The organism is Corynebacterium sp. LaCa54, assembly GCF_046717495.1.
Taxonomy (GTDB): Bacteria; Actinomycetota; Actinomycetes; order Mycobacteriales; family Mycobacteriaceae; genus Corynebacterium; species Corynebacterium kefirresidentii.
The window spans coordinates 2,431,862-2,444,874 of record NZ_CP177115.1; the positions used below are offsets into that span (position 1 = coordinate 2,431,862).

The 13,013-nt window shown below is 55.8% G+C and carries 13 protein-coding genes; 6 read left to right on the forward strand and 7 right to left on the reverse strand.

Annotated elements, in window-relative coordinates:
- Positions 1 to 230 precede the first annotated feature (230 nt).
- The 6 genes from pepN (at position 231) to ACLI1M_RS11670 (ending at position 7,451) form a co-directional block, all read left to right on the forward strand.
- Complete coding sequence (gene pepN, locus ACLI1M_RS11645; protein ID WP_411706586.1) at positions 231 to 2,756, forward strand: aminopeptidase N; 2,526 nt, start codon at positions 231 to 233, stop codon at positions 2,754 to 2,756.
- Positions 2,757 to 2,838: 82 nt separating this feature from the next.
- Positions 2,839 to 3,387 (forward strand): RNA polymerase sigma factor, encoded by a 549-nt coding sequence (locus ACLI1M_RS11650; protein WP_239206122.1) that lies wholly within the window; start codon positions 2,839 to 2,841, stop codon positions 3,385 to 3,387.
- Positions 3,388 to 3,471: 84 nt separating this feature from the next.
- Positions 3,472 to 4,398, forward strand: coding sequence for a thioredoxin-disulfide reductase (gene trxB, locus ACLI1M_RS11655; protein WP_239206124.1), 927 nt, complete (start codon positions 3,472 to 3,474; stop codon positions 4,396 to 4,398).
- A 6-nt stretch (positions 4,399 to 4,404) separates the two neighbouring features.
- Positions 4,405 to 4,728: a thioredoxin gene (gene trxA, locus ACLI1M_RS11660; RefSeq protein WP_023020190.1), complete on the forward strand. Its 324-nt coding sequence runs from the start codon at positions 4,405 to 4,407 to the stop codon at positions 4,726 to 4,728.
- Positions 4,729 to 4,813: 85 nt separating this feature from the next.
- Positions 4,814 to 5,995 carry an N-acetylmuramoyl-L-alanine amidase gene (locus tag ACLI1M_RS11665; RefSeq protein WP_023020191.1) on the forward strand — a complete coding sequence of 394 codons (1,182 nt, stop codon included), beginning with the start codon at positions 4,814 to 4,816 and terminating at the stop codon, positions 5,993 to 5,995.
- A gap of 94 nt (positions 5,996 to 6,089) precedes the next feature.
- Positions 6,090 to 7,451, forward strand: a complete 1,362-nt coding sequence (locus tag ACLI1M_RS11670) for an MFS transporter (RefSeq protein ID WP_411706587.1) — start codon at positions 6,090 to 6,092, stop codon at positions 7,449 to 7,451.
- Between the two features lie 594 nt (positions 7,452 to 8,045).
- On the opposite strand, the gene ACLI1M_RS11675 is transcribed toward ACLI1M_RS11670, so the two are convergent.
- The 7 genes from ACLI1M_RS11675 to rpmH are packed head-to-tail and all read right to left on the reverse strand — an operon-like array spanning position 8,046 to position 12,344.
- Positions 8,046 to 9,086 carry a ParB/RepB/Spo0J family partition protein gene (locus ACLI1M_RS11675; protein ID WP_248100270.1) on the reverse strand — a complete coding sequence of 347 codons (1,041 nt, stop codon included), beginning with the start codon at positions 9,084 to 9,086 and terminating at the stop codon, positions 8,046 to 8,048.
- A 6-nt stretch (positions 9,087 to 9,092) separates the two neighbouring features.
- Positions 9,093 to 9,941, reverse strand: a complete 849-nt coding sequence (locus ACLI1M_RS11680; RefSeq protein ID WP_023020194.1) for a ParA family protein — start codon at positions 9,939 to 9,941, stop codon at positions 9,093 to 9,095.
- Positions 9,942 to 9,951: 10 nt separating this feature from the next.
- Positions 9,952 to 10,551 (reverse strand): 16S rRNA (guanine(527)-N(7))-methyltransferase RsmG, encoded by a 600-nt coding sequence (gene rsmG, locus ACLI1M_RS11685; protein ID WP_248100290.1) that lies wholly within the window; start codon positions 10,549 to 10,551, stop codon positions 9,952 to 9,954.
- A gap of 29 nt (positions 10,552 to 10,580) precedes the next feature.
- On the reverse strand, positions 10,581 to 11,558 hold the full coding sequence (gene yidC / locus ACLI1M_RS11690; RefSeq protein WP_316327477.1) for a membrane protein insertase YidC: 978 nt from the start codon (positions 11,556 to 11,558) through the stop codon (positions 10,581 to 10,583).
- A gap of 13 nt (positions 11,559 to 11,571) precedes the next feature.
- Positions 11,572 to 11,787: a membrane protein insertion efficiency factor YidD gene (gene yidD / locus ACLI1M_RS11695; RefSeq protein WP_248100274.1), complete on the reverse strand. Its 216-nt coding sequence runs from the start codon at positions 11,785 to 11,787 to the stop codon at positions 11,572 to 11,574.
- A gap of 47 nt (positions 11,788 to 11,834) precedes the next feature.
- The gene (gene rnpA / locus ACLI1M_RS11700; protein WP_023020197.1) at positions 11,835 to 12,197 is read right to left on the reverse strand and encodes a ribonuclease P protein component; all 363 of its coding nucleotides are present in this window, start codon (positions 12,195 to 12,197) and stop codon (positions 11,835 to 11,837) included.
- 3 nt (positions 12,198 to 12,200) lie between these two features.
- Entirely contained in the window at positions 12,201 to 12,344 is a 144-nt protein-coding gene (rpmH, locus tag ACLI1M_RS11705; protein ID WP_003847033.1) for a 50S ribosomal protein L34, read from the reverse strand.
- Positions 12,345 to 13,013 lie beyond the last annotated feature (669 nt).

The window sequence follows — 13,013 nt, forward strand, 5'->3', positions numbered from 1 at the left end:
AGATGAGATCGCCCACCTCCGCGCGAGGTTGCGTCCTCTAGTGTGGTGTAACGCTTGCTGATGGTCACTGACATCTAGCGCCGCTTGAAGAGTATGGGACGGGCAAAACTAGTCCAACAGGTCCGCAGCGAGGTCCCAATACCCGCTGGGTATTTTGCTCCTAGAAGGCAGCGGAACTTAGGACCCCAACCCCGCACCCTACGTGACGGAGGTAACTATAGTTCCTAAGTATGACCGCACCACAAAATAAGACGCAGCACGAATTGCTCCAAGAACGCGCGGCAGCGGTGGACCTGCGCGCCTATCACCTCCACCTTGATCTTTCGGAGGTACTCGATAGCCCCACCTACGGCGTGACTACCCGCCTCGAGCTGACCAGCAATGAGCCCGAGCTCTTCCTGGATTACCTGGGCGAATCGGTCGCGGAGTTAAAGGTCAATGGCACCCAGCAGGAGGTGGACTTTGATGGCAGCATCATCCGGCTACACGGCGTGCCGGTAGGGGAGGAGCTGACCATCGAGGTCACCAGCCACTCCCGTTATTCGCGCACCGGCCAGGGCCTGCACCGCATGCACGATCAGGCCGATGACGCGACCTACCTGTACTCACACCTCGAGCCTTCCGATGCTCGCCGCATCTTCCCCTGCCTCGAGCAGCCGGATCTCAAGGCCGTCTTCCACGTGCGCATGACCGCACCGAAGCAGTGGCAGATCCTCTCTAACCAACCGGAAGTCGAGCGCAGTGAGGATGGCGATCTCGCCACTGTTACCTTCGCGCCGACACCGCCGCTGTCGACCTACCTGACTTCCTTCGCGGCAGGCCCTTACCAGTATCAAGAACGCACGTGGACCGCCCCGGATGGCAGCCACTCGGCACAGTTGCGCGCCTTTGCTCGCGCGTCCATGCTTGAGTACCTCGACGAGGAAATCTTGGACCTTACTGCCCAGGGTATGGACTTTTTCCACCAGAACTTTGGCTATCCCTATCCGTGGGGCAAGTACGATTCCATCTTTGTACCCGAATACAACCTCGGCGCGATGGAAAATCCCGGCCTGGTGACGTTTACGGAGAACTACATCTTCCGCTCCCGCGCTACCCGCGCGCAGCACGCCGGCCGTGCAAATACCATCCTGCACGAGATGTCCCATATGTGGTTCGGTGACCTGGTCACTCCGCAGTGGTGGGATGACCTATGGCTCAAAGAGTCCTTCGCGGAATTTATGGGCGCGGATTCTTCCGTCCACGGCACCGACTACACCGAGGCCTGGGCCAATTTTGCCGGCGCCCGTAAAAATTGGGCCTACTTGCAGGATCAGCTGCCCACCACGCACCCCATCAAGGCGGAGATCCCGGACGTAGATGCCGCGCGCCAAAATTTCGACGGCATCACCTATGCCAAGGGCGCGGCGGTGCTCAAGCAACTGGTGCACTATGTCGGTCGCGATAATTTCTACGCTGGGGCGCGCGACTACTTCCAGGAGCACGCCTTTGCCGCCGCCACCTTTGATGACCTCCTGAAGGCGCTAAAAAAGCACACAGACCGCGATCTTGATGCTTGGTCGCAGGCCTGGCTACGTACGTGGGGTCCAGATACGCTCATCCCGGAGCTGCACACCGAAGGCGAGAAGATTGCGGAGCTGGCCATCCTTGCAGAAGCCGAGGACGTCTGCCGGCCACACCGCCTGACCGCCTCGCTTTTTGATGCCGACTTACACAAGTATCGCGAGATCGACATCGATCTCCCCGCCGGCGATGACACCACCCGCACCATTATCGATGAGGCGGCCGGCCTTCCGGCCCCAGAATTGCTGCTGCTTAACGACGCCGACCATACCTACGCCAAAATCCGCTTCGACGACACCTCCCTAGAAACGGCAGGGAACCGCCTGACCGAAATCGAAGATGATCTCACCCGCGCTATCATCTGGACCGCACTATGGAACCTCACCCGCGATGGGGAAATGTCGGCGATTGATTATGTGGGGGTCGTCGTCAAGCACGAAGCCTACGAGACCAACACGACGCTGCTGGCTACTGCCTGCGCAAATGCCAATTTTGCGATTGCCCATTATGTTTCGGAAGCCGACCGCGAGCAGGTCCGCACCGACTATGCCGAGGCGATCTGGGGCCATCTGGACGAGGCCGAACCAGCCTCGGACGCCCAGCTTGTACTCGCACGCGCCGCCATCCGCGCACTCGCCGCAACGCCGGAGGAATCAGGCACCACGCGCCTTAAGGCCCTGCTCGCCGGTGACATTGCCGGCCTTCGCTTGGACCCCTCGATCCGGTGGTCCATCCTGCGCGCACTCGCCGCCCGAAATGCCGTAGAACTAGACGAGTTGGAGAAAGAAAAACAGCGCGATAATACGCTCACCGGCGCTACGGAATTCCTCGGCGCCAGCCACGCTTTCCCCACGCCAGAGACCAAGCGTGCCGCGTTCGATAAGGCGCTCACGCCGGGCACCTACTCCAATGCCGAGGTAGACGCGCTGGTCGCCGGATTCAATGCCCCGCGCTCAGCTGCACTGCAGGAGGCCTTTGCGGAGGAATTCTTCTCCCGCGTGGAAGAGATCTGGGCCGCGCACCCGATTGAGATTGCCAACCGCCTCATCCGCGGCTTCTATCCACAGCTGCCCATGGCCGACGACGCCACCACCCGTCTGCTGCACCGTGAGCTGCCAGGAGCACTGCGCCGCGTACTGCTCGAGTGTCGCGATAATCTGCGGCGCACGCTTCGCGTGCGGGCTGGTCAATAGACTGTACTGTCCAGCGCTCGCGCTCTGCTTCCCCTCGGGTCACACTGTGGTTAACAGTTGTTGATCCGGGGGGAATCTACATATGACACTGAGTCATGACCGCAGTGACGAAGAATTAGTTGATGCTTTCATTGAAGGTGATAATAAGGCCTTTTCCACCATCGTGGAACGCCACCGCACGCGGCTGACCACCGTGGCACGCCGCTACACCAAAAACGATCACGATGCCCAAGATGTGGTCCAGGAAGCCTTCTTGCGCGCCAGCTGCAACCTGCACTCTTATCGCCGCGAATCCGCGCTATCAACCTGGCTACACCGGCTGGTGAAAAATTCTGGCTATGACTACCTCAACCATCGCTCGAATAGGGAAAATGCCTCATTAGATACGGAGGACTTCGACGACGATCGCAACCCGCTGCTCGCGCATAATCCTTCCGAAAACCTAGCGGAGCAGCTGGCGGTGCGCGAAGCCATGGAGTTACTGCGCGAGGATCAACGCGAAGCGCTGGTGCTTACCGACGTCGCCGGGTTCCGCGTCGGAGAAGTTGCCACTGCTCAAGGAGTAAAGCCCGGCACCATTAAATCCCGCTGCGCCCGAGCGAGGGAAGTCCTACGCGCGGCCATTGGGTGAGTTTGCTAATACCGACGTTTGTCAGTGTGGCGGGTAGACTCATGGCGTTACGCGAAACCACACTCTGATTTAAGGGAGTTAGCAATGACCGTCCACGATGTTGCCATCGTAGGTTCCGGCCCTGCCGGTTATACCGCCGCGCTGTACGCGGCACGCGCCGAGCTCAACCCGATTGTCTTCGAGGGCTTCGAGTACGGCGGCGAGCTTATGAATACTACCGAGGTAGAAAATTACCCCGGCTTCCAAAAGGGCATCATGGGCCCAGAGCTCATGGAGGAAATGCGCGCCCAGGCCATCCGCTTCGGTGCAGATTTGCGCATGGAAGTCGTTGACTCGATAGAGCTAGAAGGCGATATTAAGAAGCTGCACGTGGGTGACGAGCTCTTCGAGGCCCGCGCCGTCATCCTCGCCACCGGTGCCGCCCCGCGCCACCTCGGCGTACCAGGTGAGGAAGAACTTACCGGCCGCGGCGTTTCTACCTGCGCTACGTGCGATGGCTTCTTCTTCAAGGACCACAATATTGCGGTTATCGGCGGCGGCGACTCCGCCATGGAGGAAGCAACCTTCCTCACCAAGTTCGCGGACTCCGTCACCATTGTGAACCGCTCCGAGAACTTCCGCGCCTCTAAAATCATGCTGGAGCGCGCCCAGGCCAATGAGAAGATTAAATGGGAGACTAATAAGGTCGTCGAAGAGGTCATTGAAGCCGACGGCAAAGTTGGCGGTCTCAAGCTCAAGGACGTGACCAACGGCGAGACCTCTACCTTGGACGTGACTGCCATGTTCGTAGCAATTGGCCATGATCCGCGCTCTTCCTTCCTCAATGGTCAGGTCGAGCTAAATGACAATGGCTATGTTGTAGTTGAACAACCCACCACCAAGACCTCCCAGCCTGGCGTTTTTGCCTGCGGTGATTTGGTGGATGACCACTACCAGCAGGCAATTACCGCGGCCGGCTCCGGTTGCCGCGCGGCAATTGATGCGGAACATTTCCTCGCAGAAAGCCGTTAATTCAGTATGAGCAACGTCAAGAAAGTAACCACCGATACCTTCCGCAAGGACGTCATCGAGTCCGATAAGCCCGTCGTCGTCGACTTCTGGGCCGAATGGTGCGGCCCCTGCAAGAAGCTATCCCCCATCTTGGAAGAGGTAGCAGAGGAGCTAGACGGCGAGGTCACCATCGCCAAAGTCAACGTCGATGAAGAGCGCAACCTAGGTGCCATGTTCCAGATCATGTCCATCCCTAACGTGCTGATTTTCAACCACGGCGAGAAGGTAGACGAATTTGTTGGTCTGCGTTCTAAAGATGACATCGTGGCGCAAGTGAAAAAGCAACTTTAACTGTTAATCTAATTCCTATTAGATTAAGCGTGTAGAAATTCTGAAATGCGGCCCCTAAACACGGGCTGTGAAAGGGGTAAAAGGCGTGAACCGCGTTCTTCGAGTCGGCGATACAAGCGTGCGTGTAGCTGAGGCTCGCGCCACCTTGGCCCGTCTCGGCCTCTTGTCAGATTTCAAGGGGGAACTTTCTGCGTGGAAAAAGCAGAAGTACTCCGAGAGCGACAAGAGCTTTGATGCCAATTTGTCTGAGGTCCTCAAGGCCTTCCAGCAATCGCGCGGCATCGTGCCCACGGGAGAGATCGATGATCTCACCCTGCGCGAACTGCGCCAGGCCTCGTATACGCTCGGCAGCCGTGTACTTGCCTACGAGCCCGCAAATGAGCTCGTGGGTGATGATATCTCGCAGCTCCAGCAACAGCTGCAGGAGCTGGGCTTTTACCAGCAGCGCGTAGACGGCCATTTTGGCACCAATACCTACGCGGCGCTCAAGGAATACCAACACAACTGTGGCTTGCAAGAAGATGGTGTATGCGGTCCCGCCACCATCCGCGCCCTCAGTCTGCTTGGCCGCCGTATCACCGGCGGATCCGCGCACAATATCCAAGAGCGCGAGCGCGTGCGCAACGCCGGCCCTAAACTGGCGGGCAAGCGCGTTGTGATCGATCCCGCCTTGAGCGGCGGCGACGCCGGCCAACAGGTCAAGGGACGCTTTGGTGATATTTCTGAGCAAGAGATCCTGTGGGACCTCACCCAACGCATCGAGGGACGCATGATTGCCGCCGGCATGGAGACCATCATCTCCCGTCCTCGGACCTCCGATGCGGATGTGAAGTCCCGCGCGGAGTTGGCCAACGCCTTCGATGCGGACATTGTCATCTCTTTGGCTTGTGATTCCTACCCCAATGAAAAGGCCAATGGTGTTGCCACCTTCTATTTCGGTTCCGAATCCGGCAATTCCTCGCTTATTGGTGAGACCCTATCCGGCTTTATCCAGCGTGAGATTGTCGCGCGCACCGAGCTGCTGGACTGCGGCAACCACGGCCGCACCTGGGATCTGCTTCGCCTGACCCAAATGCCGGTCATCCAGATCGTGCTGGGCTACCTCACCAACCCAGAAGACATAAAGATCCTCACCAATCCGTCCCGCCGCGACGATATTGCTGAGGCCATCGTCATCGCGGTAAAGCGTATGTATCTCATGGATCAGGATACAGTTGTGACAGGTACCTATAAATTTTCTGAACTCCTTCAAGCTGAGCAGTCCTAAGTCAACGAGATTTGCCCACAAATCTTGGCTCGAAGCGAATCATTCGATTAGTATCTACTGATAGTCTTCATTTCTACTATTTGAATGGATCTTCATGATGGATGCTTCGAGCCCCTCCGCGATCTCTCCCAAGGAAATGGGACGTGTAGTAGCTGCAACCACAATCGGTACGGCGATTGAATGGTACGACTATTTTCTATACGCGGCAGTAGCCGGACTCGTTTTTAACCAAGTAATGTTTTCTCCCTTAACCGGAAGTTTGGCCAGCATCGTGTCTTTCGCTTCTGTGGGCCTATCGTTTTTGTTTCGGCCCCTCGGTGCGTTTTTAGCCGGCTACTATGGAGATCGCTACGGTCGACGAATCGTCCTCATGGTCACACTTTTCTCCATGGGGGGCGCAACCACTTTAATCGGCCTCTTACCTACTTACGAAACGGTAGGTCTATGGGCTCCCATTATGCTCATTTTTCTCCGCATTATTCAAGGCGTATCCGCTGGAGGGGAGTGGGGATCAGCGGTATTGCTAGCGGTTGAACATGCTCCGAACCAGAAGCGTGGCCTTTACGGTGCCGGACCCCAAATTGGAGTTCCCATCGGTCTTCTCATGTCCTCGGGAATTTTATCCATTATGAATAGAATTGCGCCCGGAGATGCATTCTTTCAATGGGGTTGGCGCGTCCCCTTCTTACTTTCCTTCGTGTTGGTTATCGTGGGCTACGTAGTAAGAATCGGCGTCGATGAATCGCCGGTTTTCAAAGTTATAGCGGGCAACAAAAGTCATGAAGGCCCGAATCCCATTGGAGTTCTCTTCAAACAGCATCTACCTCTTGTATTTGTCGCCGCACTGGTATTTGCAGGCAACGGAGCTGTAGGTTATATGACAGCAGGAGGCTATATTCAAAATTATGCCACCAACCCAGAAGGACCCATTTCCTTTGAGCGCGGTGATGTGCTCAACGCAGTTACTTTGTCTGCCGTAACTTGGTTAATATTCACGCTATTCGCCGGCTGGGTGTCGGACTATATCGGTCGACGAAGGACTTATCTCATTGGATTTGTCGTACAGGCAATTGGAGCTGGAATACTCTTCCCACTGGTCAACTCAGCTTCACTGGGCCTTCTTTATGTCGCGCTTATCTTTCTAACTGTAGGCCTAGGACTAACTTATGGTGCCCAGTCCGCCATGTATGCTGAGCTCTACCCTGCATCCGTTCGTGCATCAGGGGTATCGATATCTTATGCCATTGGATCAATTCTCGGCGGCGCATTTGCACCTATGATCGCTGCATCTTTAGTAGATGCAACAGGCACAACAGTTGCGGTTACAATCTATCTAGTAACTGCAAGCCTCGTAGGTTTTACCGCTATCTTGCTTCTCCAAGAAAGAAAAGGTATCCCTCTTAGCCCTGATTTTGAAACGGAACAATCTAAAAGTCCGTTTATTTTTGGTAAGTAACCTAAACAACAGTAGAACTGAGGCATCCGATTCCCATAATCTTCACTGTGACTATTTTATGGTCAATTCGTGGAGTTTCGGACAAATGATCCGAGTCGAACACGCTCAGCTTGACAGGCTGTAGCTGTCATTGAACGATTCTGAATCAGAATAGGAGAGTAACGCCAACGTCCCTCTCTGACGGCCTTTCAACCCGAGCAGATCAAAAGTGCAATTTAGGGGTGTACCAATTACTTCTTCTACTTTTCACTTTGACAAAGAGTAACGATTTCCTTGCAAGTGAATTGTAAAACTTCACAGAGAGGTATTTAACTACATAAAGCAAATTCGGCAGCAATGCAATAATTGCAAATAATTCATCATCCCAAAGTTAGCAACATTCTATTGAAGGACACAAGAACCCCCCTTTAGGATCCTACGTCCGTATCAAATCTAAATACCTGGAGACGTCAATCGAAAGTTCAGAAAGCCATTAGCCTGACTTTAGGAGTTAAATAATCAGTGCTGCTACTAAAGCCTGCCTTGGGATTAAAAGATCGAATATTTTAAGTGACCGCAAACTAGCATTTGTTTAAACTTTCCATCTTTCGAAAGTTATCCACCTGGCTGCATTAGTGCCATGATGCGCTCAAAATCTTCTTGATCACCAAATTCCACGACCATCTTGCCCTTGCGTTTGCCCATGGTCACGGTGACTTTGGTGTCAAAGCGGTCCGATAGGCGCTCGGCAGAATCGGTGAAGTACTGCGGCTGTGGCGCCGACTGCTTCTTTTTTGATTCGGCCGGCTTGCCATCGCGCTTATAAAGGGTGACTGCCTCCTCAGTGGCGCGGACAGACAGGCCCTCCGCGATGATGCGGTTGGCTATATATTCCATCGCCTCCGTGTCATCCAAAGATAGAAGCGCACGCGCGTGGCCGGCGGATAAGGTACCAGCGGCTACACGTTTTTGTACCTCTACCGGCAGCTTAAGCAGGCGCAGCATATTGGTCACCTGTGGGCGCGAGCGGCCAATGCGGTCCGCCAGCTCGTTCTGGGTAACGCCAAACTCTTCCAATAGCTGCTGGTAGGCGTGTGCCTCTTCCAGAGGGTTGAGCTGCACGCGATGGATGTTTTCCAGCAGGGCATCGCGCAGAAGGTTGTCATCCTTGGTATCGCGCACGATGGCTGGAATAGTAGCCAGACCCGCCTTGGAAGAAGCGCGCCAACGGCGCTCACCCATGATGAGCTCGAAGCCACCCTCCTCGGAAGGGCGAACAACGACGGGCTGCAAGAGGCCAAACTCGCGGATCGAGTGAACGAGCTCGCCCAGCTCATCCTCGTCGAAGACGGTGCGTGGCTGCTTCGGATTAGGGATGATATCCCCAATGGAAATCTCACGGTAGGTCGCACCGATGGGAGCCGGGGTGGCCTGACGCTTCTTCGAAGATTGTGAGCCAGAACCCTGTTGAATGGTGGGCGCGCCCTTTACACGCTTGCCGTCGCCGCCCTTGCGGCCAGGCTGCGGGGTGGCATTTCCCAAGATGATATCCGCCGCGGAATCTCCCAGCCGCGGCTTGCGGGTAGGGGCATCAGGGCCGGATGGGATGAGTGCGGCGAGACCCTTGCCGAGTCCACCTTGCTTCTGTTCTGCCATGAGTTCCTATCCTTCCAATTCCGCGTAAATCTCTGGGCTCACGCCAATCGCCCCGGTGGTCGGGTGCGGGCGATAATCGCCGCGCCGGTTAAGCTCGCGCGCCGCCGCAAGATAGGCGCGGGCACCGGTGGACGAAGGAGCGTAATCAATAACCGTAGTACCGTATCCCGGCGCCTCCGAAACGCGCACGGAGCGCGGGATAACATTGCCCAACACCACGGCACCAAATTGCTCGCGAACGTTATCTGCCACATCTTCTGCCAAGCGCGTGCGGGCGTCATACATGGTCAACAGCACGGCGGAGATATGCAGATCCTCGTTGAGGTGTTCACGGATCATGGAAATATTTCCCAGCAGCTGGCCCACACCCTCGAGGGCGTAGTACTCGCATTGAATCGGGATGATGACCTCTTCCGCACACGTCATCGCATTGATGGTGAGCAAACCAAGCGATGGCGGGCAGTCAATGAAAACGTATTCGAAGCCATGCTCCTCGAGGAAGCCATTATGCAGGGCGTCATAGAGCCGAAATTCGCGACGTACCAAGGAGACCATTTCAATCTCCGCGCCAGCCAAATCGATGGTGGCGGGGATGCAAAAAAGGTTCTCGTTGTGCGAAGAAGGTTGCATAGCCTTCTCGGCGCTGCAGTCCCCGAGGAGCACCTCATAGCTGGAATCGGTGCCGGAATTATGTTCCGCCCCCATGGCCGTGGAAGCATTTCCCTGCGGGTCGAGATCGATCACCAGCACTTTCTTGCCCTCTGCGGCAAGCGCTGCGGCCAAGTTGGCGGCGGAGGTGGTTTTGCCTACGCCGCCTTTCTGGTTAGCAATGGTGATAAGGCGCGGATTAGTCATGCCGTCTACTTTAGTTCACGCGCGGGACACGAATGATCGTGGTTCCCTCGATGGTGCTGACCTCGGCCTTTCCACCGCCGGCCTTCTTGATATCAGCGGCATCGCGTTCTAGTTCTTCGTGTACGGAAGAGCCCTTCAGTGCGATCATCTCGCCCCCCTTGCGCACTAGCGGCAGCGACCACTTCGCAAGCTTTCCCAGGGGTGCGACGGCGCGCGAGGTCACCACATCGGCCCCCGCCACGCCCTTTTTGATCGGGCCTTCCTCAGCACGGCCACGCAGCACCGTCACGTTGTCTAGGCCCAGCTCTTCTACGACCTCATTGAGGTAGTTATAGCGCTTGAGCAGCGGCTCGATCAGGGTGATCTGCAGGTCCGGGCGCGCAATGGCCAACGGAATACCGGGCAATCCGGCACCCGAGCCTACATCGATGACCGTGGCGCCCTCCGGGATTGCTTGCTTGACGACGGCGCAGTTAATAATGTGCCTGTCCCACAGGCGTGGCACCTCGCGGGGGCCTATAAAACCACGAGTGGACCCGTCTGTAGCGAGCGAATCATGGTAAGCCTGCGCGAGGGGCAAGCGGGAGCCGAATACTACTGACGGGTCCATCTCGGACACGATGGGGTTCTCCTCCGTGTTTATTTGTTTTTGCGCTGTTTCTTGGTGCGGTTGTCCTTCTTGCGGGCACCCGGCTTAGGCGCGGAAGTGCGCTTGGCCTCAACCTTAGCGGCTTCCTCTTCTTCTTCCTCGCGGTCCATCTTGGCATAGACGATGCGGGTTTGGAAGAAGGTCCAGACCGTATTGGCCATCATGTAGAACAGCAAGCCAATCGGCCAGATGAAGCCGGAGAAGACCAGCATGGCTGGCATGACCCACAGCATCATCTTGGACATCATGGCCATTTGCTGCTGCATCATTTCCGCATTCTGCCCCTGTGGCGCTTGGGTCTTGCCAGCAGCACGGCGCTTTTCCTGGCGGTTCAGGCTCATGCGGGCGTTGAAGTGCGTCATGACCGCAATGATGGCGATCATCGGAACGATGATGACGGCTGCCTGGCTGGTAGTGACGCCCTCTACAATCGGCGAGTTCAAGCGCAGGTTGGTCACCAGCGGAACATCAAAGATCTTGGCATCCAAGAACTGCTGGACCAGATCCGGCTTAAAGATGTAGTTCGCGGTATTAGCATTTTCCTCAATGGACATTGGGTCACCACTGGGATGTCCAATGCCACCGGCTACCGCAACGGTTCGGTCGAAGGAGCGCAGTACGTGGAACAAACCAACGAACATTGGAATCTGCACGAAGACCGGCAGGCAGCCGGCCATCGGACGAACGCCGGACTCCTTGTAAACCTTCTGCATTTCCTGCGCGGCCTTGGTTTGGTCATTACCGTACTTCGCGCGGATTTCCTGCACCTTAGGCTGGATTTCCTGCATCTTGCGCGAGGAACGAATCTGGCTAATGGTCGGCTTGACCATTAGTGCCTTAAGCGTCCAGGTCAGCAGCACAATGGCCAGAATCCAGGTAATGCCCCAGGCAGGGTCCATTACGAGGGACAGCAGCCAGTGCCAGAACCACAAAACGGCCGAAATTGGCCAGTAAATGATATTAAGCACGAGTGTTTAATCCTCAATTGTTGTTGGTACCCGGGACCGGATCGAATCCGCCCGGATGCCAGGGGCCGCATTTGCAGACCCTGGCTATTGCCATCGCCGTACCCTTGAATGCGCCATGTTTGGATAGCGCTTCAAGGGCATAAGCACTGCATGTCGGTTCAAACCGACAGGTCGATACCATCTTAAGGCCAGAGACATGTTTTTGGTAGAAACGAACCACTTTGACCATTGGTGTGGCCAATCCTCTGGCTGGGGGAATTTCCTCCCCGCGGGAATTTAGATATCCCATTGCTTGCGCAGTGCTTTAGCAAGATCTTTTTCTAATTGCTCACTGCTAGCAGTGGCGCTAGCGGGCAATGCACGAATGACCACATCCACGCTGGCGGGCAGCTTGGGAATGAAAGTCATGCACACATGGCGAAGCCGCCGGGAGGTGCGGTGGCGAACCACTGCATTCCCGACGGCTTTAGAAACAATTAAGCCAAAGCGCGGCCCAGTGGCTGCAATTTCGGCCTCCTTGTCCGTACCTGCGTTATCGCGCGCATGCACGACTACCGTACGAGTGCCCGCCCGGCGACTGCCCTTCATCGTGCGCCGAAACTGTGTCGGCGATGTGAGCTTGTGCTGGGCCGGAAGCATAACTTACGCAGTCAGCTTTGCGCGGCCCTTCTTGCGACGAGCCGCAACGATTGCGCGACCTGCACGAGTGCTCATGCGGGTGCGGAAACCGTGCTTACGAGCACGACGACGGTTGTTCGGCTGGAACGTGCGCTTACCCTTTGCCACGTTAATTCTCCTTGAAGTTGTGCGTAGGCACACCACCGCTAACAGCGGCGCACCCACTGATGATTAGATTCCATGAACCTGACGCATCACAGTCTCTCCGGTGCACGGCGAGCCGACGGGCCCAGCCAGTGCGAGGTGACGCTGTCACTTTCACGCGCAACTCTTTGTTGCAATAGACCATGCCAGATTACGTGATTTCTGCCGCTAGAAACAAATCGACACCCGGGTACACCCGAAATTACATAAATGTTTTTTCCTGCAGCTAGGCGGCCAGATTCCGGGCTCTTACTGCGCCGAATCCACCGCACTGGAGGACCTATCCAGATCGGCGTCCAGGGGGTGAATTTTTCTCACTAGACACACCCGCCGCTTCGGCGGTACAACAGAAGAATCAAATTCCACAGCCAAGCCTGGCATGTGGATAACTCTAAATCAACGCTTGAGACTTTTGTAGTTTCCGCAGCTTAATGCCATAAACCGGCCTATGAAGAGTTATCCACAGCCATGAACTAAGCTGTGAATAACTCTTTCATCCACACCTGTGGATAACTCTGTGGAGATCGAGGTGACTCGATAAAAACCACTGTGAAAACCACGGTGGAATCCACGGTGAAAATTGTTATTCAATGTCCACCCGTTCCCAACTAAATTCCACAAAGGTAGCCTGTT